We start from the raw sequence: 25993 nt of genomic DNA on the forward strand, positions 1-25993 counted from the left end.
TATTGTTTTATTGATTATAAAATTCTGATCTAATACTTATAAGAAGCTTATTTACATCCACTAAATTTGGTACCTCTTGTAGTTTTGAATCTTCATAAATAATATCCAAATCATTTTTTATTCTTTCAGCTTTTTCAACTAAATCTTCATATTCAAATTCTGCATTTTTTATAGATAGTAAGAAATCTCTATCATTTCTTTTAACCTTAATTAAGCTTTCTTCTCCAATTTCTTTTGCCATATGAAGCAACCTAAATGTATGCATCATATTTTTTGCATCGTAATTCTTATTGTGAGAAATATTACTTTTATAGCGTTCATTATTTCTTTTTTCTACCCAAGACCAATACTCCTTATACTTCTTACAATAAGAAGAATAACCGTCTAGATTAAAATATAGCAAAGCAATTGGTTCTTCTTCTTTTGGTATCGAACTCAAACAAACTTCATTTGCATTTTCTTTAGAAACACCTTTATAATTCAGCTTTTCGTTGTAAAATAAATTATAAAAATCTTTAATATGAGTAATTTTTGCCAAACCACAATACTCTTTATTCAAACTATTTTCTGATAAAAATTGATTTAAAGAAATAGATTTTTTTCTAACATTTACAACACAAAAATCATCAACGGATTTTCTTTTTTTATCAACAGGATTCGTGATTTTTTTGTTAAACCCCCTTGCTTTTTTTATTTGTGTAAATGCATAATTTGCAAAAGTATTTTTACATAGTTTTGATAAGAAAATTTCCTTTTTTATTTCATCAAATAACGGATGCTTATATAAAATACACTCGTCAGGCACATTCAACATTTCTAAAATATTAGGGTTATTCTTTGCACATAATTCTATGAATTTTCTCAGTTCATAAAAAGCAACATCATTCTTTTCATCATTTATTTGACCTACATAATCTAAACTATAAAAAGTTTCTTTTGGCAATATAAAAACACCTCTAATATCTGTATCAGAATTAAGAGTAGCAAGACCGTAAGCCTTGCTACCACTAATACATTCAAAAATTATACTTCCTGATTTTTTAAGTTCTTGAATTGTTATCATTAGTTAAATTTTTATACAAAAATGCATTTACACGTTCACTATCTGGTTTCCCAGAAGATAATGATTTTGCATATTTATTGTTATCAGCAATCAAATTAGAAACTAGTTTTATAACATTATCATTCTTAGGATGCATATAATTTTCTTCATTTTCACTTTTAACTTTCATTATATTTCTAATTTCACTTTCAAAATTTTTATCAACTAAATTTAGCATTTTTTCAAAAACGACTGGAGGTAAAGTGTTATGCTCTAAAATCCATTTTCCTGCCAAAGATGTTCTTAAAGCATAAAATAAATCTTTTAGTTTTATACTATCTTTTTGTAACTTCTCCTGATATTTTTTACTCATACTCAAATAATGAAACATTGATTTTATAGGCGAAAAACATTCTAAACCTATAGCTCTCATTTCATCAATAAAAAGTGTTTCTCCTGAATATATTATTGGAGAAAACAAGTGTTCTAAAGCTGGAATATTAGATTTCATCATTAGTTTTAGTTGTTTTTTCAATTCCCAACCGACACCGTCAAAATCTCCATCCATAATATCTATGGTATCTTTTTTTTCTGATACAGATAAATACCATTCTAATGGTTTCGTATATATGAAACGTACATCGTAATCTGAATCTGGTGAAGCAAAACCCCAAGCTCTACTTCCTGATTCACAAGCAAAAAGTATATTTATATTTTTGCTTTTTTCTATTTCTTTTAGTTTTTTATTCATTTTCTTTCCTGTCTTCTCCTATTTTTCCAAGGTGCATTTTTTTGCCAATTACCAGCCATAATACAACCATAAGGCATTACCTCATCTATAACTTCTCCTAAACCAAATTCTTCCATTTGCTCTCTTACAGTAGCTGCATTTTTATAAGCTGATGGTAACTCTGTAATATCAATTTCATTAGAGAAAAATCGGATATCTAAACCTTTGGTTTCTTCTCTAAAAATATCCTTTACAGTCCCCGTTTTACTTTTTCTATGTTGTGTTCTACTCACATTTCTACCTGCTCCATGAGGTGCAAAACCTAAATTGTTATCAGTTGTTTTTCCATCAACAATTAAAACAGGTTCTGCCATGTTTAAAGGTATTAATCTTGGACCAGTAATATCTGGCATAAACTTTTTATCTAAAGGAGTTGCTCCTTTAGCATGGTAAAACAAATCTCCATCTTTAAACACAAAATTATGCTCGTTCCAGAATCTATTTTCTTGCTGAATTCCTAATTTATGTAAGGTTGCATCGTGTAAAACTTCGTGATTTTTCTTTGTCCATTTTCTTACAATTTGCAAAGCCTCCCAATAGTTTTTACCTTCTTCTGTGTTAAAAGGAATCCACGCATTTTGTTTTAAGGTTTTAGGCGATAATTCTTGTCTAAATTTTTCTGCAATTTTCATTCCTCTACTATATAAATTTGCGCCAAAACCTCTAGATCCATGATGTGTAATTAACATCGTATTTCCTGTTTTTTTAGATGTACCAACAAACAAAAAATGATTGCCATCTCCTTGCGTACCTAAATGTGTTCTTGCAGCAGAAATACATTTTTGGTTATTTAAAAAAGGGTTTGCTTCAATTTCTGCTAATAAATCCGAAGGAAATCTGAATTGCGAATTTCTGTCTCTTCCTCCAGGCCCAAAATGAGTAACTGAATGTGCTGCGGCTAAAACATCTTTTGGATTTGCCTTACCAAAATCTGTTAACATTACAGAACAGCAAATATCTGCACTATGCATTCCTGGATGAATTGCGTTTTTTGCTACTACTACCCCACCTACAGGAATTATTCCTTCAGGTCCTGTTGGACAAGCATCTGGCATTACAGCTCCACCAACAATTGTTGGTGTTTTCATTAAGGTTTGCATTGATTTTACAACCGAATTTACATTAGTTGCTTCCAACTTATTTTCTGCTTTAATATTAATTTTTAAATCTGCAATTGTTTCTAATAAATCGATGGTTGGTGCTGGTTTAAATTGCTCTAAATAAGCAATAGTTTCAACTTCTGATAATTCATTTATATTGATATGTTCTATAGCTTCTGGAAACCATTTTCCTGGTTTAAAACCTAATGCTATAATTTCTTTTCCTGATATTAAATTTTTATTTTTCATTTTATTTTTAATTATGCTCCACAAACTCCTTGTTTTGTGGAGCGATTACAATTTAGAAAGAATTTCTTTCTTATAATTCCACTACAAACATCTTACCCTATTGCGCAATCTTTTTGCGTAGTTAAATTTATTTTCTATTTTTATCAAATTCTTGATATAATTTCTCTTACTTCGTTAGAAAAATCACTCGAACTGACAATCAAAACTATTACTTATGGCTTCCAACAAAAACGCTCTTATCAGATATAAAACCATTGATTATTGTTTACGCAACAACTTCAAAAAATGGACTTTAGATGATTTAATTGAAGCTTGTTCTGATGCTTTATACGAATATGAAGGCAAAGATGTAAACGTTAGCAAACGCACAATTCAGTTAGATATTCAATTAATGCGAAGTGATAAATTGGGTTACAATGCACCAATTGAAGTCTATGAAAGACGCTTTTATAAATATGCTGAACCTGATTATAGTATAACCAATATTCCTGTTACAGACAATGATGTTAAAGTGATGAATGAAGCCATACAATTATTACGCCAGTTTAAAGACTTCTCTTTATTTAAAGAAATGGATGGAGTTTTACAACGTCTGGAAGACTCTGTGTATTCATCACAAAAAAATAAAAAATCAATTATCCATTTAGATAAAAACGAACAATTAAAAGGATTGGAATTTATAGATCCTATTTATGCTGCCATACAACAAAAGAAAGTATTAAAAATTACATATCAATCTTTCAGTGCCCATCAACCAAATGATATGATTTTACATCCTCAGTTATTAAAAGAATTTAATAATCGTTGGTTTTTACTTTGTGGTAATAACACAAAATACGTGACTTTAGCTTTGGATAGAATATCTAAAATTTCGATTGAAGAAAATGTTTCATACATAGATTTAAATATTGATGGAGATACTTTTTATAAAGATGTAGTTGGTGTTACAGTTTCTAGATCTAGAGCAGAAAGAATTCAGTTTTGGATTGATAAAAAAAATGCACCTTATGTAATTACAAAGCCTTTTCATAAATCTCAAAGAACTATAAAACATACAGAAGATGGTGTAATTTTCAATATTTTTGTTCAAATAAATTATGAATTAGAACGAATGATTCTTGGCTTTGGAGACTCAATAGAAGTTATAAAACCAGATAAATTACGCAATCGTATTTTAGGTAAATTACATAGAGCAACTGCAAATTATAAATAAAAAGCATCAATATTTCTACTGATGCTTTATACTACTTATTTACTGAAAAAATTTCTTTTAATTGTTTTACCATATTTCCATTTCCTGAAACTGTAATCTCGCCAATTTTATCAGCAATTTTCTCTACATATTCCATCTCTTTTAACTTAAATAACATTTCGTTATCTTCCATTAACTTAGCTGTATTTAACAAACTTCTAGTAGAAGCTGTTTCTTCTCTTCTAGTAATTACATTTGCCTGAGCAGTTTTTTGTGCAATTAAAACTTGATTCATAATCTCTTTCATATCTCCAGTTAAAATTACATCTCTCATTCCGCAGTTTATAATTTTTACACCTAAAATATCTGTGTTTTTAGAAACTTTATCAAAAACTGCATTTGCAATATTTTCTTTATTTTCTAACAATTCATCTAAGGTATAATTACCAACATAAGCTCTTAAAGCCAATTGCATTAAAATATATAATTGCTTTTCATAGTCTTTGTTTTCTAACAAAGCTTTTTCAACATCCATAACTCTATATTGTGTATAAAAGTTAATTCTAATAGTTGCTTTATCTTTTGTTAACAATTCTTGACCCGCAATTTCTAATTGTAATTGCCTCATATCTAATTTTGCAATTTTGATTGAAGTATCATTTCTCCAAAATCTGTAAGTACCACCTGTTAAGGTTTTTGTATACACATCATCCACCAACAAAACTGCTTTTTCGTAAGCTGCAACTTCAAATAATCTGATGTATTTATTTACTTCAAAATTTGCAAACAAAGCTTTATCAATATTCTCTGTAATATAGATTTTACTTTTATCAATCACTTCAAAATTTCTATCAACAAAACCTTTCCAGAAGAAGTATCTACCAGATTCTAATACTCTTTTAAAGTTATTGTTTTCATATACAAAAACAATTTCATCATCTTTAACCTCAACAATTTCTAACATATCAGCTAAAACAATATCTTTTAATAAAACCTCTATTGCTACAGATGCGTAAAATTCTTGTGTTAAATCATATACTATTACATTTTGATTTAAAAATAACCAATGATTGCCTTGAGTAATTACTTTTTGGTAATCGCCATTTTTGAAGACCAATCCTACTTTTCCTACATTAATTCTTACTCTTTTCATTTCTTCTAATTTTTATTTCTGAAAACTTCTTTTTTATGGTTTCAGAATGATTCAACTTTATTTAATACTCTCTTTAGCCAAGAAATATTTTTTAGATTCCTGTTTTCACAGGAAAGACAATTTATATGTTACTTTAGTAAAGACTAAAGTGTCTGTTTTAATTAAAAACAATACGTTGCAATGCTCATCAACTAACGGAAATTCTAATTTGAAACTAAAGTTGATAAATCATTTTTAAAAATGGATTGAAATCATATCTAACTTCAATTGATTTATAAAAAGTCATTACTTTCTTAACTTTCTCCTAAAATTTCAAGTACGTTTTTGAGTGTTCGAAATGAACTCATTAAAACGTATTGTTTCTTTCTTTTGGTCATCATTTTTTTACAAGTTGATGAGGCTTGTTAAGGATGAATTTTAAGTTCATCAAAAAAACTAGAACCCAAATCTAGCGCGTCTACCAGTTTCGCCATTCCGAATTTTTCGGAAGTGGGACTCGAACCCACACTTTCTCTATTGCATTAACCAGGCTTTGCTATCACATAAAATTGTGAGAAGGATTCGAACCTTCGTACATAGAATGATAGATTCTTTTTTGGCAAAGAACCCAAAGAAACCTTCAAGACTAGTTGCATATAAATATCGAATACAAAACTGCACGAAATTATACAATAGTGCTATACAGAAACACCCAACAAGACTTGCTTGATGTGGAAGTAATAGGACTCGAACCTACACGTTCTTAATGAAACCAGATTTACAATCTGATGAGCCAACCAATTGCTCAATACTTCCTTTTCTTTCTTAAAACCTCACTTTACATCTTGTTAAAGTGAGGTGAACTTCTTTTCTTTTTCATTATATCACTGCAAATATTCTACATAATTGCGCAATCTATTTGCGTAGTAAAATTATTTTTTCTTTTTCTTCGAAATTTTTGATGATTTTACTTTCTTTTTCTTTGGAATTTTCCCTTTAATTCTATCTTTTATTTCATTTAAATTGAACATAAAATCATTATTAAATGCGTTTTCTTTTGCTAATTTTATAAATGATAATGCCTTTTTGTACTCTTTTAATTGCTCATTTAAAATGGCTTTCTTTAAATATAAAACTGCTTTATCAGATCCTTTCACTTTTAAAGCAAAGTCAATAAAATTATCAGCATCTTTATAATCTTCATTCCATAATAAAACTCTTATATAAGGTTCATAGACTTCAAAAGCATTGATATTTATGGCTAACACTTTTTTAAAATAACCAATAGCTTCATCGTATTTATATAACTTTTCTGCACACACTTTACCCATTAATGTTAAAGCCATTGTATTATTTTCATTATAAGACAAAGCATAATTTAAAGCCTCCATAACCTCATCTAATTCATAAGGATAATTTTCTAATGCTTTAAACAAGTAATTGTTAGTTAATGTTCCCATTTTTTATATTTGTTAATATGAACTGTCACTTCTAATGAAATCTTTTCTTGTTCTCTATAGTAATTTTCTCCATTTCATTTTGAAAAATCACTCGAACTGACAAAACTTTTTATTCTAATTGTTTTCGTAAATCATCTTTAAGTTGATTTCTTTTACTCTTAAATGATTTACTTTTTTTTATTTGTTTAAAATCACTCCCTGTAAACACTCTAACTGGGTTTCCTCTTTCTAATTTTTGATGATTTTCCCACTGATTTTTAAGCTGTTCATTTGCCTGATCTAAATTAAAACTAGCTACTTTTTCTTGTAATCTTTTAATAGCTATTTTTTTATTTTGATGTTGAGATCTACTATCCATTACCAAAACTTGTAAACCTGTTTGTATATGTTTTGCTCTAATTGCAGAACTTACTTTATTTACGTGTTGACCTCCTGCCCCTGAACTTCTAATGGCTTGAAATTGGATTTCGTTCCCTTTAATCTCTATTGATTTTAATCCTTTAACCTCAAAACAACCAATAAACCAGTTTTTACGTTTGTGAAACTTTCTAAATGTTGAGGTTCCTATCCATTGAATTGTACCCAACCAGTGTTGCAAAAACTCAGTAAGTTGATTACCTTTTAATTGAATACTTACAGATTGTATAGTACCATTTGCTATTCCTGTTTCTCTATTAAGAATTGTATAATCAATCTTGTTGTTTATCAATTCTAACAAGAATATTCTAAGCACTTTTGCAACTACGTATTCACATTCTACAGGTCCTTTTCCTGCAGATATTTGTATTGTTTTTGTTTCCATTTTTTTAATTAATTTTCTATTAAAGAGAAGATGATATTTATTGGAACCATCTTCTCTTTTATTTACTTTACAGTAATGCTTTTACGATGAAATATAGAATCCAAAAGACTACTTTTATTACAGTTACTGTATCATAATTTTTATCAGCAACATAAACCCCATTATCAACTCTAACATTATCATCAGGTAGAAAAGCTTCATAAACTTCCTCTTCCATTGGCTTAATTTTAGAGCTTTTAACCCATAAATCAATCAATTCCGAAGATTTTACACTTGGCTCATCATTATATTTTGCTTTTGCTTCAAAAATTTGTCTTTGTTTAAGACCAATTTCTATGGTTGCCAAACGAGTTATTGATTTACCTATAGTTTCTTTTTGTAAAGAAAATATGGCTATGCCATTATACTTACAATCCTCATCATACCCTGCAACACAGTAATGCATTACATTACCTTCATCAAACAGTGAAATAGAATTTAATAGTTCTACTGTTTTATAAACCACTGGTTTTCCATTTTCAAATTCTTCTAAATACAATGGTTTTATTCCAGAAGCTTGCCAATTTAAAACATTACCAATCTCATCTCTATAAACTCTTTTCTGCCACTCATTAGCCTGAAACAGCAAAGCTTTTTGTGTTCTACTTTTCATAGAAAAACTTTTGTTTTCTCTTAATTTATAAGCCAAATAATCTAACATTTGGTTTAATTCAGTAGCTTTTAAAGTTGTTTCTTTTGCAAAAAACTGAACCACTGTTACCCAGAACTTTTCTTCACTTTCATTGATATTAGATAACTTAGAAAAACCGATAACTTTAGCCGTTTTTAAAGAGGCTCCAAAACCTAAAGCTTGCGCAAAACACAATGCTTGATTGGGTTCAAAAACATTAGGAGCATTCTTAAATTCGTGAGCCATTTTACTAGTTAAACGAATTGGCATTTGAGTCAATTCTTTTACACTTTTACCTTTACCTAATTGTATAAACCAAAGCATAAATTTTTTATCAACTCCAAAAAAAGCGTTTTCTAAGAATATTGGTGTTTCATAAATAGCAAAACTGTGTTTGATTAAAGATCTTAATTGCTCTTCTTTATCAAAACCTTTACGCTCCCAATTTTCTATATTGTTAACCATTCGATTACCAAAAGTACTTATATGAAGTAGCACCTCAACACTATTGTAATCTCTAAGCAAACCATAACATTTTTGATTATATGTATGAATTAATAATCTTTTAAAAGTTGCTCTTTTCCAGATGTATTTCTTCTTACTTGTTTTTCCAAAAAACTCAAGAAGCATCGTTTCTATAGTTCCTTTATAACGTGTTGGCTTGTTATTTGATTTATCTATTTTCTCAACAAGTTTTAAAAAACTATTTTCACGGATATTTATATTTTTTGTGTTCCAATTCGTTTTCATTTTAAAGTTCTTTACGAGATGATTAACTCAGTAAAGCCACTTAATTTGGCAAATACTCTTTCTTTCAGAAAACTCATAACAATTTGTATTGCTAGAATATTCTGTTGATAAATGCAGCTTAATCAGCTTATTTATCTATTTTTTTGAGTTTCGAACTTTTGCTTAAACTTTTTGGTAAGGCATAAAAAAAGTCCGAAAATTTTACAACTTCGGACTTTTCATATATAATAGGTAATTTCTATTTGTATTTGTGAAAGTCGCGAAGTAAGCTATAAAAAGAACCTAGTTCTGTTTGTATGCTTTTGTTATGTAAATAATTAAACATTGTACTTCGTTTTTATTTGAAAGACCTTTCGACTGCGCTCAAGGTGACATTTCAATATTATTTTGTTGCTTTATTGCGATGCAAACTTAAAATGACTTTTTGAATTACACAAATAAAAATATAATTTAATTTATTGATTATCAGTTTTTTAAGTAAAGTTTAAGGAATAGAATTCTTGTCTGAATTTAATCAGAAATAATGAGTTTAGATAACTCATTGAAGTTGTGTTATGTAACTTGGACTTACACTTTTTATTAGCATCTAAATTAATTTCATAAAAAAAACGTCCAAAAAATGAATTTTGGACGTTTTTACAATATTATTTAAAATTTCTATCTAGAATATACCTTTAAATAGTCGCAAGAAGCGTCCGTTTTTATGTTGATTAAATATATTCATAGATTAAAATTTATCTGTTTTTATTCTTTTGTAGTGCAAATATGCAAAAAATATAGGAATTATTGTTTAATGCTTTCCAAAACCCCTTTTAAAAACTTATTTTCTTCCATCCAAGAAAGTGCCATTCTTACAATTACTAAATCTTGATCTGGTAAAACATACACTCTTTGTCCTTGATAACCATCAGCAAAATACATATTTTTAGGTACATCTTTCATTTGTCCTTCTGCATTTAGCCAAAACTGTGCACCGTAAATTCCGTTTGATGTTGGTGTAGGAGTTGCAACATAATTTGCCCAATCTTTATCAAAAATTTGCTCACCATTCCAATTACCTTTATGCAAATACAATAAACCGAATTTACCCCAATCTCTTGGAGTTGCCCAAGCATAAGAAGAAGCTACGTAATTACCAGCCAAATCAGTTTCTAAAACCATAGAATTCATCCCAATTTTATCAATTAAATTTGTGTACCAATAATCTAAATATTCTTGATGTGTTTTAAATTGTTTTCGGGCAATTCCAGACAATAAATTTGATGTACCTGAAGAATAGTTCCAAGAAGCATTAATTTTGCCTAAAAGTGGCTTATTTTCTTGCATTGCTGTCATATCTCGTTCTAAAAACAACATTTTTGTAACGTCTGATATTTTATCATAATTTTCATCCCATTCTAAACCAGAATTCATTTGTAATAAATTATGAATGCTTATGTTTTTACGTTCATCATTTTGCCAAGCATCAATTGGTGCTTTATCTGTTATCTTTAATTTATTTTGATGTTGCATCACACCAAAAACAGTACTCATTATACTTTTAGTCATAGACCAACCTAAAATTTTAGAATCTTTGGTAAAACCATCTGCATATTTTTCTGCTACAATTTGGTCTTTGTAAATGACTACAACTGCTCTAGATTGATTTTTACCAAAAACAGAAGCAACAGTTTCGTTTAATTTATCATAATTGATGTTTGCAAAAACAGTATCTTTCTGTTCAGCATTTCCATAAGGATAAGGAGTAATATTATCTGCTTTTGCTCTTTTAGGGACTAAATAAGTTGCTGTTTCATCTTCTTCTGTTAATGTTAGAACAGCTCCTAAACCCTCTCTGTAAATCGCTTTTCTAGTTAATAAATTAAATACAGACGATGTAGCTTCTTTTTTATCCTTTTTAACTAAATCAGTAGCTAAATTTATTGGCGAAAAATTATTGTCTGTTTTATCTGTAAACTCCAATGTACGCTTTGCTACAAATACTGATGAAGCCGTGTTTTTGGCTGAGTACCCTGCAATTATGTTCAATTTTGGATAATTAAAAAAAACTGCGATAATAACTACGATACATAATAAAAGTAGAATTCGTTTAAAAATTTTCATATTTAGAAGAGTTTAGTGATGTAAAAATAAGAAATTCATATTGCCTTTTTTAGAGGTTTAAAAAATAGAGGTTTATCTTTGTAACTTAAATTGATTTTTATGTTTAATGTTGATAAAATTAGAGAAGATTTTCCAATTCTAAAAAGAACGGTTCACGGAAAACCTTTGGTTTATTTTGATAATGCTGCTACCTCACAAACACCTCAAATAGTTATTGATACCATTGTAGATTATTATAGCAATTACAATTCTAATATTCACAGAGGAGTGCATACTTTAAGCCAAGAAGCAACAGACAAATATGAAGAAGCGCGTATTAAAATTCAAAAACATTTTAATGCCAAAGAAGCATATGAAATCATTTTAACATCTGGTACTACTCATAGTATAAATATGGTTGCCTCTGGTTTTGCATCACTTTTAAATAAGGGTGATGAAATTATTGTTTCTGCCTTAGAACATCATTCTAATATTGTGCCTTGGCAAATGTTATGCGAAAAAACTGGAGCTATTTTAAAGGTGATTCCTATGACTGATGAAGGTTCTTTAGATATGAAAACCTATCATAATTTATTGAATGATAAAACAAAATTGGTTTTCTCAAATCACGTTTCTAATGCTTTAGGAACCGTAAATCCTATAGAAGAAATTATTGCAGCTGCTCATAAAGTTGGTGCTGCTGTTTTAATTGATGGTGCTCAAGCAACACCACATATAAAACCAGATGTACAAGCTTTAAATGTAGATTTTTACGTGGCTTCTGCTCATAAATTATGTGGGCCAACTGGTGTTGGTTTGTTATATGGTAAACAAGAATGGTTAGAAAAATTACCTCCTTATCAAGGTGGAGGAGAAATGATTGCTACTGTTTCTTTTGAAAAAACAACTTATGCTGGTTTACCTCATAAGTTTGAAGCTGGTACACCAAATATTTGTGGCGGAATTGCTTTTGGAGCTGCAATAGATTATATGAACTCTGTTGGTTTTGATGCTATTGCAAATTATGAAAATGAGCTTTTAGAATATGGAACATCAGAATTATTAAAAATTGATGGTTTAAAAATCTACGGAACATCCGCAGAAAAAACTGCTGTTATTTCTTTTAACGTAAATGATATTCATCCTTATGATATTGGTGCAATTCTAGATAAATTAGGTATTGCTGTAAGAACAGGTCATCATTGTGCGCAACCTATTATGGATTTTTATAAAATACCAGGAACCATAAGAGCTTCTTTCTCTTTTTACAACACAAAAGAAGAAATTGATATTCTTGTACAAGGTGTTAAAAGAGCAACAATGATGCTTTCATAAAAACAGTTTTTGTAATAAATAAAAAAGGTTGAGATTTAAAATCTCAACCTTTTTTATTTTATATCTTTATTTTAAAACTTACCTTAATGCAGGTGAGTAATTTGTTGGATAATCGCCTCCAACAGCTAAACCTCCTGTTGCAGTTGTAAAATTAGAACCAAATTCAGCATCCATAGCAGCTAAAAATTTGTTAGCCATTAATGCATAACCTCTAGCTGTTAAATGTACACCATCTAAACTAATTAAACCTCCTGTTACAAGGTTTGTCGTTAATACATAATCATCAAAAGCAATACCTGTAGAAGCTTCTTCTAAAATAGCTTTAAAATCTACTAAAGCCAAGTTTGGATTTGCAGAAGCAATAGATGAAATGGTTGTATTGTAAGCATCTGTTGCTGTTTTAATTGCTGCTTGTTCTTCTGGTGTAATCACCCATTTATCTTCTAAAGGAAGCGAAATTCCTTCTGCAGAAAACTGACCTGCTAATGTTTGTGATAAACCTTGACTCATTAAATACTGCACAGTATCTGTATTAATAGTACCTATTACAGAACTACTTGATAAAACAAGTAAATCATTTGAAGTTGCAGGTCTTGCTTGTCCATAAAACTGGCCAAATAAACTAGCAACTAAAGGAGCTGCTTCTGCAGGAAGACCAAATTGCTGAACAAATGCAGGGAAAGTTGGACTAGCCATTAAACCTCCTGTAATTTGAGCTGATAAATCTGTTAAATCTTCATCTTTAATGATAACAGGGTTTGGTGTCTCTAAAGAAAATTGAATAATTCTATCTGTTTCACCTAAAGCCGTAAAAACTTGATTTATTCCACCATAAACAACATTTAATGTAGGAATTTGTGCAGCAAGTGCTACAGAAGAATCAGAACTACCAGTTGCATCTAAAGGATTATAAGGTACAGTTGTAAAATTAGCTAAACTTGTAATATATGGTAAATTTGCAACTACTCCTTTTGCACCTGTAGCTGTTAAAGCAGTAACCATACTACCAAATACTTGTCCAAAAATTGTAGGATCTGTAATATCTGATGAGCCATAACTTGTTACATCAAAATTACCTGTTTGATCTACTCCAGCACCACCTGCAAGTGCATAACCTAAAACATCATTACCTCCTATTTCAGACAAAGTAAAAAATGTTGGTGCTTGTGCCACTGCATCTCCTAAAACAGTTGCTGAAGCGCTAGAAGCAAAACGTGCGTAATAAGGATTTGCTAATTCTAAAGGAACTCCTTGTAAGTTTCCATAACCTGAAGCTACAAAATGAAAACTTTTTGCTCCTGGAATTCCATAATTGTTAAAACTTCCACTCAATACACTTGTTGTTTCTGTAGTTGGTGTTGCATCTAATGGTGCTGGTCCAGAACCATCAAAATAAAATCTTGGTCCTTGTATTTGAACGCCACCATATAATAAACCACCAATATTATCATTCATTAATGGTTGATTAAAAGTAGTACCAAATTTACTCGCTAAAATGTTTGGAAAAGAGTTTTCTTGAGCAGCTTTAAACAAACCATTATCTGTAAAACCTGCAGTAAAAGATGCTCCTACAGAAACGTAAGAAGAGAAATCTAATCCGTTAGTATTTAATGCAACCTCTGCTGCAACTTCTTCTGGTATGGCATCTAAATCATTATTAACATCACAAGAAGCAATGCTTAATGATAAAACGAACAAACCTATATATTTAAAATTTTTCATAAAGTATCTTAATTATTTTTTAGTTATTAATTGTCCAAGAAATGTAGTACTGTGAGCCTATAGCTCCAACACCTGGTGCACTAAAATATTCTTGCCCTGTTAAGTTAGCACCACCTAATTTTACTACTGATTTCCATTTTGGAATACTGTAGTTTACTTGAGCATCTATAACTGTTCTGTCTTCTATTACTGTATCATGAAAAGTAGATTCCCATAAATATTCATCTTGCCATCTTAAGTTTATATTAAAACCAAAGTTTTCGAACAAATCTCTTTTACCAAATTGTAATTTAAATTTATGTTCTGGTGTATTAAAACCTGCTTCGAAATCTGGATCTGTAGATTGATCAAAATCAAATTTAGCATAAGTATAATTTAAGCCTAAGTTAAATCCGTTTAAAACTTTAGTATTTAAACCTATGGAAGCACCATAAGAACTAATATCTGCTGTAGAGTTAGTATATGCAGAAAATACAGCTCTATCTCCATTTTGTAATGCTAATAAAGAAAGCGTATTATCACCAGCTTGACCATATAATGGAACAATAACATTTTTAGATGAAATAAAATCTTCGTAACTGTTATAATAAGCACTTAAATCTATTGTAATATTAGACTCTCCTGTATTTACTATACCTCTATACCCTACTTCGTAAGCGGTTACTTTTTCTGGTTTTACTAAATCTGTTTCTGCAACTTCAGGAGCTCCTGCTAAAACAGATGCTAAAGAAAATGCATTTTCATAAGCAGCTCTACCAACAATTGTAGCAGTTGTAGAACCTGTTGTTGCTTGTCCTACACCACTTAAAGTAATAGCTGGAGTAGAATAACGATCTAAATTATCTGGTGCAGAACCTACTAAATAAGCACTACCTGCATTTAAACCAATGTATTGATCTTGTGTTGTTGGGTTTCTAAAACCTGTTTGAAAAGAAGCTCTAAAATTTTGATTTTTATTTTCACCAGCTGCATATGCTAAGGAAATTCTTGGAGAAAAATTACCATCAAAATTTTGTGCTTTGTCATAACGTAATGAAGCTGTTAATTTTAAACGATCTTCTTCCAAAAATTTCTTCTGCATTTGAGAATATACACCATATTCATCATAATCAATTGGCCCATCGTAATCTGTAAAAATACTACCCATCGAGTTTAAAGAATATCTTCTATAAGAACCACCAACTTGCACTTCTGCCCAATCTACAACATCTTGAAAATTGTAGTTTGCATCTGTGTGGTATAATTTTGTTTGATCTTGAAACTTAGAACCCGTAACTAAATCTGGATCTGCGGTTACTTTATCGAAGGCAGCTTTAAATTCTGGAGTACCTGGTTCATACCTACCAGATTCTGCAGTTTGTCTTGCTACAGCATGTGCTTCATCAGAAGTTAAACCTCCTAAAGTACCTAATGCATAAGCTCCAACATATTCACCAAACCAAGTATTATCATCTTTCCATTCTCTGTTGATGTTAATCGCTGCAAAACGCGTATCAAAAGAATCTCCTGCATCTTCGCTTGTTAAATAACCTCTTACAAAAAAGTTTTTACCTCTTAATTCTAATTTATGTTGTTGCATTAAAAAATTGGTAATATTATATCTATTTAAACCTTGATAAATCGTGTTTCCAATTCCTAATTTAGAATTCCAAATAATCTCTAAACGATCATTACCAAAAGGTCTATAATTTAAAGATGCACCAACTTTAATACTCTCTGCATTATAGGTCATTAAATCTCTTTCATTATAACCAGTTCTACTAATATTTTCACTTGGCACTAATGCAGCAGCACCACTTGGTAAAATTCCTAAGCTTTCTAATGTTTGAGCCACACCATTTATGTTTGTAGAAACCTCATCTCCATAAACATTTAAACCATCGTAATTTCTGTCAGAATTTCTATCTCCAGCAATATATTTTCCATTCGATGTATTTCTATAATCTGTAGCATACCATTCTGTACCGTCTAAAGCCGAAAAAGTAACTTTTGCTGCAAATTTTTCTGAAAATGCATGTGCCATTCTTAAACTAAAATCGGTGTAAGAATTATCACCAGCTGCTTCTTGACTAGTTAATCCTGTTTTTAAAGAAATACTAATTCCTTGATCGTCGAAAGGACTTTTACTTGTCATAAACATAATACCATTAAAGGCATTTGCACCATAAAGTGCAGAAGATGCTCCAGGAAGTAATTCTACAGTATTTACATCTAACTCAGACATACCTAATAAATTACCTAAAGCAAAATTTAAGGCTGGTGATGAGTTATCCATACCATCTACCAACTGCATAAAACGCGTATTTGCAAATGTTGCAAAACCACGAGTATTTACAGATTTAAAAGTTAAACTATTTGTATTAACATCTACACCTTTTAAGTTTTCTAAACCATCGTAAAAAGAGGGTGCTGATGTGTTTTTAATAGCTCTACTATCCATTCTTTCTACAGTAACAGGAGACTCCATAATTCGTTCTGGAGTTCTAGATGCAGAAACCACAATTTCATCTAAAGAAGTTTCATTTTCTACTAGACTAACTTCTACTTTTTGGTTATTTTTTGTTATTTCTACCTTCACCATCTGGAACCCTAACATAGAAATTTCTAATGTAAACGGAGGGTTATCTGTAATATTAAGCACAAAATTACCATCAAAATCTGTAGTTGTACCTAGGGCTTTTCTATAAATTTTAATGTTTGCTCCAGGAAGTGTATCTCCTGTTTTTGCGTCTTTAACTGTCCCAGTAATAGTGGTTTGGCCCACCATTGCTAAACTACCAAAAGCTATAAACGCAATAAGTAAAATCTTTTTTATCATAATTTGAATTAATTTGTTAACTAAGATGCAAAATACGATTTTTTTTGAATTTCTGAATAAATCATCAAATATTTTGTGATTTTAACAAATTCACTCTATTTTAATTATCAAATAGTTACATTAAAACGGAATTTTTATTTTCTATTTTCACTTTTCAATATTGTACATTTGTAGTATAAATTTTTACGTTTTTGAAAGTAGTACAAGACATTTTAAACTTTTCTTCACCCTCCCAAACTTTTGTAACAATTGGTACTTTTGATGGTGTACATTATGGGCATCAAAAAATTATTGAAAAACTGGTTTTAGAAGCTAAAAAAGCAAATAAAAAATCGGTATTGCTTACCTTTTTTCCTCACCCAAGAATGGTATTACAAAAAGATGCTTCTATTGAGTTAATAAACACCATACAAGAGCGTGCTTTTTTATTAGAAAAAACAGGTTTAGATTATTTAATTATCCATCCTTTTAGCAAAGAATTTTCTAGAACTTCTGCTTTAGAGTTTGTAAGAGATATTTTAGTAAATCAACTCAATATTTCTAAATTAATTATTGGTTACGATCATCATTTTGGAAAAAATAGAGAAGGTAATATTACCCAACTAACAGAATATAGCCATTTATACGATTTTAAAGTAGAAGAAATTCCTGCACAAGACATAGATGATGTTTCTGTAAGTTCTACAAAAATTAGACGCGCTTTACACGAAGGCAATTTAAAAACTGCCAATAATTATTTAGGATATTACTTTATGCTAAATGGAAACGTGGTTAATGGCAAACAATTAGGAGGAAAAATTGGCTACCCAACAGCAAATATAGATGTTAAAGAAACTTATAAATTAATACCTAAAACTGGTGTTTATGTGGTTAAATCTTTAATTGATAATAAAACTGTTTTTGGGATGATGAATATTGGTAATAGACCAACTGTAGATGGTAATCATCAAACAATTGAAGTTCATTTCTTAGATTTTAATCAAGATTTGTATGATAAAAACTTAACCATAGAATTGATTTATTTTTTACGTGATGAACAAAAGTTTGATTCTATTGATTTGTTAATTGAGCAACTTAAAAAAGATGAAGAAACTGCCAGAAATTATATTAAAAATCATCTGTAATTATTAGATAACTTTTGTTTTGTAGTTTGCAATACGCGTTAAGGATTGAGCAATTGTTTGAGCTCTTTTTTGTTTTTTTACAAAAAAAGCGAGTGCGAAAGCCTGACCTTTAGGTAACGCCCAAAACAAGAAAATTTTACGCTTATTTTAATTTAAGAATTCGTGGCGAAACTATTTCACAAATTATATATTTGCAGTTCATAATTCTTACAGAAAATGTTACAAGTACACTTTATTAGAGAAAACAAAGCAACTGTTTTAGAAGGTTTAGCAAAACGTAATTTTGCTGATGCTGAAACAATAATTGAACAAGTTTTAACTGCGGATGAAAACAGAAGAGCAACTCAGGTTGAACTTGATAATACATTAGCAGAATCTAATAAAATATCCAAAGAGATTGGTAATTTATATAAAACTGGTAAAGCACAAGAAGCAAACGTTTTAAAAGAAAAAACGGGTCAGTTAAAAGAAAGTTCTAAAGAATTGTCTGAAAAACTAACAGTTTATGCAGATGAGTTACAGGCACTTTTATATCAAATTCCAAATATTCCTCATGCTTCTGTAAAAGCAGGGGCTTCTGAAGAAGATAATGAGAACATTTTTAGTGAAGGTATTATTCCTGATTTAGGAGATAATGCACTTCCTCATTGGGAATTGGCAAAAAAATATGACATAATCGATTTTGAATTGGGTACCAAAATTTCTGGTGCTGGTTTTCCTGTTTATAAAGGAAAAGGAGCAAGATTACAACGTGCTTTAATCAATTATTTTTTAGATAAAAATACGGCTGCTGGTTATACAGAAGTGCAAGTGCCACATTTGGTAAATACAGCTTCTGCAACTGCAACTGGACAATTGCCAGATAAAGATGGGCAAATGTATCATTCTACCATAGATGATTTGTATTTAATACCTACTGCAGAAGTGCCAATTACTAATATTTTTCGTGGAGATTTAGTGCAAGAATCAGATTTTCCTATCACTTTAACTGGTTATACACCTTGTTTTAGACGCGAAGCTGGTAGTTATGGTGCTCACGTTCGTGGTTTAAACAGATTACATCAATTTGATAAAGTAGAAATTGTAAGAATTGAGCATCCAGAAAATTCTTATAAAGCTTTAGATGGAATGGTTGAGCACATTAAAAATATTTTAAGAGAGCTTAAATTACCTTATAGAATTTTACGTTTATGTGGTGGAGATACAGGTTTTACATCTGCATTAACGTTCGATTTTGAATTGTTTTCTACAGCACAAAACAGATGGTTAGAAATTAGTTCTGCATCTAACTTCGAAACTTTTCAGGCAAATAGATTAAAATTACGTTTTAAAAATGCAGCAGGTAAAAGCGAATTAGCGCACACACTTAATGGAAGTTCTTTAGCTTTACCAAGGGTTTTGGCTGGTATTTTAGAAAACTATCAAACAGCAGATGGAATTAAAATTCCAGATGTTTTAGTGCCTTATTGTGGGTTTGATTATATAAAATAATTTCTATAGTTATTAACTACTATTTAAAAAAATTAAACAAAGAGCCACCATTAAAAAATGGTGGCTCTTTCTTATATTATAAATTAATTTAAAACCAGTTTTTTAGAGGTAGAACTATTACCTGAATTAAACTTTAAGATATATATACCACTTGGTATATTAGATAAATCTAATGTTCTATTATAAAAACCTGAGTTTGATTTTAATGATGTATTAAATATTTTTTTACCAGTTATTGTATAAATTGATACTTCATTTTTACTATCTGTTAATTTATTTATATCATAAACTAAATTTATTTGCTTATCTATTGAAGGGTTAGGGTAAACTCCAAAAGATACATTATCTGAAACATCATTTATACCCAAAGCAGCTGTTACATCTTTAAATTGAAAAGTTATGTTACCAGTAGCACTTCCTTCATAGTTTGTAAAATATAATCTATAAACTGTGTTATCTGGATATTTTACATAAAAAATTTCATAAGGATCAACATATCTTGTGTAAAGATCTTTAACTTTTGCCCATTTACGTCCAATAGCATTTATCTCTGTTGCATATGTTAAAGATGGGTTTGTAGCTGTTCCATCTGGTTCATCATTTATGGCAACTTCAAGATCTTCATTAAGTAATGAACCTCTAACTAAATAGTAAGATCCCCCAGCTTTAGCATCAAATCCAGACACATCATCAGCATTTGGAATTTCTGTAATATATCGTGTAAACTTCAAATCCCAGTCTGACATTGCAGGTTCTGCAATTACTTCTTCTCCATTTTTAATTGAATAGTAATTAAATCTGTTTTCAGGGTTATTTGTATTTGGTATTGTTACAGTTTTATCTTCTCCCCAAGTAGAAGAACCACTATTCCAAGTACTATATTTAAAAGTGTAACCTCCAAAATAATCTTCGTTAATAAACTTTACAAATCTACCATCATTAAATTTAATAACAAAAATAACAGTACCCTCTACATGATGATTACTTGGATTATATTCTCCCCAACCATATGTTGCAGATCCATTATCAAACGCACCTTTTGTCCAAGTTTCTAAACTATTATGTAATCGTGTCCAATTTGCTTCATTAGCAAGATCAATAGTATCCCAATCATTTAAATCATTAGATGCTTCAAATACATTATAAGCTTGGTTGTCATTAATCCTTATTCCAAATTGAGTTGCACTTGTTCTTAAAAAAGCAATATCCCAAGAAAAGTCACTAAAATTTACTTCGGTTTTTGTACTTAGTTTGTAATATGATGCGTTAGAATATCCACCACCCATACTCACATTTGCTGTTGTTTTTTGAGCAGAAACCGAATTTATGGTTAATAACATAATAATTAAAGCGTGTAGTTTTGTTTTCATTGTTTTCATTGTTTGTGTGAATTAAAAATTTATATATAATTATTGTATTCGTTTTTATTAAAATTAAGTACAACCCCTATAAACACTAGTATTAATTATAATTTACATTTTGTTTATTACTTACGTTTACCCATTTTTTTGTTAATAATATCCTTCCTTAATGACAAAGAATAATTCAAAAAAAAAGTGAAAATAAAAGGTTAAATATTTTTTATTTAGAACTATTCTTAATTAGATTTGCAGCAAATATATATATTATTTTAATTCAATCTAAATAAACATAGTGTTTTTTTAAAAATTAACATTTACTAAACACAAACCAATTAATATGAAACAATTAGCACATTTATGACAACTTTAAACAATAGCCTTATAATTTTATTTTTGCTAGTAACTTTAAATCTGTTTTGTCAAACTACAGATGATAAATGTATTGTTACAACTATTAATCCTGATTTTGAAACGCCTATAAATACTGGAACAAATCCAATATATCCAGATCAATCAGATGTACCTGGTTGGCAGACAACAGCAACAGATGGTGTTATAGAAATATGGTCAAACACTAGAATTCCTGCGTATTCTGGAAATCAATTTATAGAATTAAATGCGAATGAAGTATCAGGCTTATACCAAGACTATGACAGCCCAGAAGGAACTCTTTTTGATTATGCTTTTGCACACAGAGGAAGATTAGGAATAGATACGTGCCAACTGCTAGCAGGACCTCCAGGAGGGCCATATGTAAATGTTGGGGCACCAGTATCTACAGGACAAGTTTGGAGTTACAATACAGGAACATATCTTGTACCTGCTGGTCAGCCTAAAACACGATTTATATTTCAATCTGTTAGTAGTACTGGAAGAGAAACTGTTGGAAATTTTTTAGATAATATTAGCTTTACTGCAAATGTTGGAATATTAACTGCAGGGCCAATAGAAGTGTTTTGTGGTAACGAAGTAATAGTAGAAAGCATAGGAAATGGTACTTGGGAGGAAGATCCTACAAATCCATCAATAACCATTATAAGCGATATAACTAGTAACAATATAACAATTTCTGGTTTTGCAACCTCAGGAGAATATATCTATAAATGGGTTTCTCCTTTTTGTTCATCAACAATTAGTATAATTTATGATGAAGATTTAATACCTGCTCCAAATGTTAATGATATTTCTTATTGTGAAGGAGATATTCCCATTCCAATAGACATAAAACCCATAGAAGATTATAAAATAAATTGGTATTCAGACAATTTAGGTGTAAACAATTTATCAGAAATTCCCACTATAGATACCAGTATTGTTGGAGAAACTATTTATTACGTTTCTCAGCAAAGCATTAACGGATGTGAAAGCACTATAGTTCCTATAAAAATAATTATTAATACACTCCCTGTTTTTGATTTAGAAGAAAATTATACACTATGTATAGATGAAAGTGATGGCAAATTGCTGAATGAAGTAGTGTTAGATACAGGTCTAGATGTAGATAAGTATAATTTTACTTGGTTTTTAAACGGTATAGAAATAGCAGGAGCAACTCTAGAAAACTATACACCAATTAAAGGGGGAACTTATAGAGTTGATGTGGTAACTAAAACAACTTCAACAGGAGCAATATGTAAGACTAGTGATACCGTAGAAATTATTGAAAGCTCAAACGTAATACCAGAAATAATTAGTAAAGTAACTACAGAAGCATTTGCAGATACGCATATTATAGAAACACAAGTAAATGGTGAGTTTGAATATGAATATAGTTTAGATGATGGGCCGTGGCAAGAAGAAAATATTTTTAGAGATGTTTCTTTAGGAGAACATATTATAAAAGTAAGAGACACTATAGGCTGTGGAGAAGCAAGTAATAGTGTAATTGTTATAGATTATCCTGTTTTTTTTACACCAAATGGAGATGGAGTAAATGATTTTTGGAAAATAACAGGAATGGATAATCAACCCAATTCTAAGATTTACATTTTTGATCGTTATGGAAAATTACTAAAACGACTTGCTCCTACAGATAATGGTTGGGATGGAACCTACAATGGTAAACTAATGCCAGAAAATGACTATTGGTTTTCTATAGATTATATAGAACCCAATAGTTTTACATCAACCAATAAAAATTTTAAAGGTCATTTTTCCTTAAAAAGATAATTTAATAAAATAAATACTTAAAAATAATTAAACCATGAAAAACAACCTATTGCTTTGTATAATGATACTTTTTGCTTTTAAAGTTTCTGCACAACTAAAACCTAATTTCTTTGGAAATGCATATTCTTCAGGTGGCGATTGTTACGTTATTACAGATAATCAACAAACACAAGCAGGATCCGTTTGGTATGATAATTCGATAGACTTTACATCAGATTTTGAAATTATTTTTGAAGTTAATTTTGGTTCTAATGATAATGATGGTGCAGACGGAATAGCTTTAGTAATGAAAGATACGCCAGAAACAGAAATTGGTATAGTAGGTGCAGGATTAGGATACGAACGTATTTTTTCATCTATAGCAGTAGAATTTGACACTTTTGAGAATAGTGAACGTTCAGATATTCCAGAAGATCATATCGCCTTAATATCCAACGGTAGTACAATTCATGATGCAGCAACAAATTTAGCAGGCCCAATAAGTGCACTTTCAGCCTCAAGTAATATTGAGGATGGTCAATTTCATGAAGTTAAAATATCTTGGGTGGCAGCTACACAAACATTTAAAGTTATTTTTGATTGTGAAGAAAGAATATCTTATACAGGAGATCTTGTTAAGAATGTTTTTGATGGAGAATCACAAATATATTTTGGCTTTACAGGGTCTACAGGGCTGTATTACAACCTACACCAAGTTTGTTTTAAATATCTTTCATTTGTAAAAAATCAAGATTTACCAGACCAAGAAATTTGTTTAGGTGACACTATAGATACAGTAGATGTAACCTACAATGGAGCAGTATCTTACCAATGGAGTCCTTCAGCAGGTGTTAGTGATCCAACATTACCAAACCCTATATTTTCTCCAACAGAAGACGTTATCTATACTGTAGAAATTTTAGATAGCTGTAATGAAATAATAAGTGAAAGCTTTGAAGTAAAAGTTAATAAAGCTGTAGTTGAAAGTATAATTCCAGTAAAGTCTGCAATTTGTTTTAATGAAGATGCAGAATTTACAATTACAGGTTCTCCTAATGCAAAAATAACATTCAGTATTAATAATGAAGCAAACCAAACTATAGAATTAGATAACTTAGGAAGTGCTTCGATTGTAGTAAACGAAGCTACTACAGATCAAACAGTTACTATTTCTCTTGTAGAAGATACTTCTGGTTCTGGATGTAGTATGATTATAACAGAATCTGCAACTATTTCTGTAGGTGAACCTCTAAATGCTTCAATTTCATACATATTAACATGTGATGGTGGAATAGCAAATATAAACGGAGAAGAAGGAGGAGTTTTCACGTTTAACCCAATGCCACTAGACGAAGCTCTAATAAATAGTAATACAGGAGAAATTACTAATGGAACAATTGGTACCACTTACAACGTATCTTATATTATTACAAATGGAGGATGTTCTAAAGAAATAATAACAACAATTACCATAGAATCATGCGTTATTCCAGAAGTTATTACTCCTAATAATGATGGCTTAAATGATCGGTTTTATTTAAACGGTTTAAATGTTGAAGACTTAGAAATTTTTAACAGATATGGAACTACAGTTTTTCATAAAACTAATGGATATACTGATGAGTTTAATGGCATTTCTAAAGACGGAAAAGAGCTACCTACTGGAACATATTTTTACAAAATTATTTTTAAAAACAAACCACCAAAAACAGGTTGGGTATACATTAATAGAGAACAATAACTTAACAATCATTTCACAATCTAAAATAATGAATAAAATATATCTACCCTTTATAGCATTTCTTTTTGTATGGCAATCGTATGCACAACAAGACCCACAATATACACAGTATATGTATAATATGAATGTAATTAACCCAGCTTATGCTGGTTCTTCAGATTATCTTTCTATAAGAGCACTTTACAGAACACAATGGGTTGGTCTAACAGGAGGGCCAGAAACAGCAACTTTATCTATTCATTCTCCAGTAGGAAAACAAGTTGGATTAGGTTTATCTGTAATTAAAGATGAAATTGGCCCTGTTAGAGAAACAAATGCTTCAGCAGATTTTTCTTATACTATTTCTGTAGGAAGAGAAAATAGGTTAGCCTTTGGAATTAAAGCAGGTGCTACGTTTCTCGATATAGGTTTGGCAAATAGAAATGTTTTACATCAAGATGATCCTTTACTAAATACAATAAATGAAGTAACACCAAATGTTGGTGCTGGAGCTTATTTTTATAAACCAAGCAAATACTATGTTTCTGTTTCTATGCCTAATATTCTTAATTCTGTACATATAAATGCTCAAGATAAAAAAATAGGTTCTGAAGTCCAGCATTTATTTGCAGCAGCAGGCTATGTATTTAAACTATCAAAAGACTTTAAACTTAAACCTCACGGGCTATTAAAAATGGCAAAGAATAGTCCTGTTAGTTTCGATATTAATGCCAATTTATTTATGTACAATAAAGTAGAATTTGGTATTGGTTACAGGTTAAATGACTCTTTTAGTGGAGTGATTAACTTTTTAGTTTCTCAAAATCTAAGAATTGGTTATGCTTATGATAAGGTAACTTCCAATTTAAATATCACCTCAAATTCTTCACATGAAGTCTTTCTTAATTTCGACATTAATTTATCAAAAAAAGTATCACGCTCACCACGTTATTTTTAACGGTTTAATAAAATAAAATGAAATACTTAAAAATAATAACACTAGCT

General features: G+C 30.0%; 18 protein-coding genes and 1 tRNA gene. 7 read left to right on the top strand and 12 right to left on the bottom strand.

Annotated elements, in window-relative coordinates:
• Positions 1-7 precede the first annotated feature (7 nt).
• Genes BW723_RS04760 through BW723_RS04770 form a run of 3 tightly spaced genes read right to left on the bottom strand, consistent with a single transcriptional unit; the run spans position 8 to position 3181 of the window.
• Entirely contained in the window at positions 8-1063 is a 1056-nt protein-coding gene (locus BW723_RS04760; RefSeq protein ID WP_262904296.1) for a nucleotidyltransferase domain-containing protein, read from the bottom strand.
• Positions 1041-1793, bottom strand: a complete 753-nt coding sequence (locus tag BW723_RS04765; RefSeq protein ID WP_068361545.1) for a nucleotidyltransferase domain-containing protein — start codon at positions 1791-1793, stop codon at positions 1041-1043. The genes BW723_RS04760 and BW723_RS04765 overlap by 23 nt, the downstream gene beginning before the upstream one ends.
• Positions 1790-3181: an RtcB family protein gene (locus BW723_RS04770; protein ID WP_068361542.1), complete on the bottom strand. Its 1392-nt coding sequence runs from the start codon at positions 3179-3181 to the stop codon at positions 1790-1792. Before BW723_RS04770 ends, BW723_RS04765 begins: the two co-directional genes overlap by 4 nt.
• Positions 3182-3395: 214 nt before the next feature.
• On the opposite strand from BW723_RS04770, the gene BW723_RS04775 reads away from it, so the two are divergent.
• Positions 3396-4394 carry a helix-turn-helix transcriptional regulator gene (locus tag BW723_RS04775; RefSeq protein WP_068361539.1) on the top strand — a complete coding sequence of 333 codons (999 nt, stop codon included), beginning with the start codon at positions 3396-3398 and terminating at the stop codon, positions 4392-4394.
• 31 nt (positions 4395-4425) lie between these two features.
• Here BW723_RS04775 and BW723_RS04780 read toward each other — a convergent pair whose 3' ends face one another.
• The 6 genes from BW723_RS04780 to BW723_RS04805 all read right to left on the bottom strand — a co-directional run bounded on the left by BW723_RS04780 (position 4426) and on the right by BW723_RS04805 (position 11290).
• Positions 4426-5526: a slipin family protein gene (locus BW723_RS04780; RefSeq protein WP_068361536.1), complete on the bottom strand. Its 1101-nt coding sequence runs from the start codon at positions 5524-5526 to the stop codon at positions 4426-4428.
• 711 nt (positions 5527-6237) lie between these two features.
• Positions 6238-6321 (bottom strand) — tRNA-Tyr (locus BW723_RS04785).
• A gap of 116 nt (positions 6322-6437) precedes the next feature.
• On the bottom strand, positions 6438-6965 hold the full coding sequence (locus BW723_RS04790) for a tetratricopeptide repeat protein (RefSeq protein ID WP_068361533.1): 528 nt from the start codon (positions 6963-6965) through the stop codon (positions 6438-6440).
• A 109-nt stretch (positions 6966-7074) separates the two neighbouring features.
• Positions 7075-7767 carry a peptide chain release factor H gene (gene prfH / locus BW723_RS04795; protein ID WP_068361529.1) on the bottom strand — a complete coding sequence of 231 codons (693 nt, stop codon included), beginning with the start codon at positions 7765-7767 and terminating at the stop codon, positions 7075-7077.
• A 67-nt stretch (positions 7768-7834) separates the two neighbouring features.
• Entirely contained in the window at positions 7835-9187 is a 1353-nt protein-coding gene (locus BW723_RS04800) for a PcfJ domain-containing protein (protein ID WP_068361526.1), read from the bottom strand.
• A gap of 783 nt (positions 9188-9970) precedes the next feature.
• Positions 9971-11290 carry a serine hydrolase domain-containing protein gene (locus tag BW723_RS04805; protein ID WP_068361525.1) on the bottom strand — a complete coding sequence of 440 codons (1320 nt, stop codon included), beginning with the start codon at positions 11288-11290 and terminating at the stop codon, positions 9971-9973.
• Between the two features lie 99 nt (positions 11291-11389).
• Here BW723_RS04805 and BW723_RS04810 point away from each other — a divergent pair, with 99 nt between their 5' ends.
• The gene (locus tag BW723_RS04810; RefSeq protein ID WP_068361524.1) at positions 11390-12604 is read left to right on the top strand and encodes an aminotransferase class V-fold PLP-dependent enzyme; all 1215 of its coding nucleotides are present in this window, start codon (positions 11390-11392) and stop codon (positions 12602-12604) included.
• A 78-nt stretch (positions 12605-12682) separates the two neighbouring features.
• Here BW723_RS04810 and BW723_RS04815 read toward each other — a convergent pair whose 3' ends face one another.
• Positions 12683-14326 carry an SGNH/GDSL hydrolase family protein gene (locus tag BW723_RS04815; protein WP_068361523.1) on the bottom strand — a complete coding sequence of 548 codons (1644 nt, stop codon included), beginning with the start codon at positions 14324-14326 and terminating at the stop codon, positions 12683-12685.
• 19 nt (positions 14327-14345) lie between these two features.
• The gene (locus tag BW723_RS04820; RefSeq protein ID WP_068361522.1) at positions 14346-17144 is read right to left on the bottom strand and encodes a TonB-dependent receptor; all 2799 of its coding nucleotides are present in this window, start codon (positions 17142-17144) and stop codon (positions 14346-14348) included.
• A gap of 191 nt (positions 17145-17335) precedes the next feature.
• Between BW723_RS04820 and BW723_RS04825 the strand changes: the two genes are divergently transcribed.
• Positions 17336-18268, top strand: a complete 933-nt coding sequence (locus tag BW723_RS04825; protein ID WP_068361520.1) for a bifunctional riboflavin kinase/FAD synthetase — start codon at positions 17336-17338, stop codon at positions 18266-18268.
• Between the two features lie 216 nt (positions 18269-18484).
• A complete protein-coding gene (gene serS, locus BW723_RS04830; RefSeq protein WP_068361517.1) occupies positions 18485-19759 on the top strand; it encodes a serine--tRNA ligase in 1275 nt (424 codons plus the stop codon).
• Positions 19760-19842: 83 nt separating this feature from the next.
• Here serS and BW723_RS04835 read toward each other — a convergent pair whose 3' ends face one another.
• On the bottom strand, positions 19843-21129 hold the full coding sequence (locus tag BW723_RS04835; protein WP_162274031.1) for a T9SS type A sorting domain-containing protein: 1287 nt from the start codon (positions 21127-21129) through the stop codon (positions 19843-19845).
• Positions 21130-21477: 348 nt separating this feature from the next.
• On the opposite strand from BW723_RS04835, the gene BW723_RS04840 reads away from it, so the two are divergent.
• From BW723_RS04840 to BW723_RS04850, 3 genes are read left to right on the top strand one after another with little or no spacing between them, the layout of a single operon-like run.
• On the top strand, positions 21478-23289 hold the full coding sequence (locus BW723_RS04840; protein ID WP_068361512.1) for a T9SS type B sorting domain-containing protein: 1812 nt from the start codon (positions 21478-21480) through the stop codon (positions 23287-23289).
• A 34-nt stretch (positions 23290-23323) separates the two neighbouring features.
• Complete coding sequence (locus BW723_RS04845; protein ID WP_083139761.1) at positions 23324-25009, top strand: lectin-like domain-containing protein; 1686 nt, start codon at positions 23324-23326, stop codon at positions 25007-25009.
• Positions 25010-25037: 28 nt separating this feature from the next.
• Positions 25038-25946 carry a PorP/SprF family type IX secretion system membrane protein gene (locus BW723_RS04850; protein WP_068361506.1) on the top strand — a complete coding sequence of 303 codons (909 nt, stop codon included), beginning with the start codon at positions 25038-25040 and terminating at the stop codon, positions 25944-25946.
• Positions 25947-25993 lie beyond the last annotated feature (47 nt).

The organism is Polaribacter reichenbachii, assembly GCF_001975665.1.
GTDB classification, from domain to species: Bacteria; Bacteroidota; Bacteroidia; order Flavobacteriales; family Flavobacteriaceae; genus Polaribacter; species Polaribacter reichenbachii.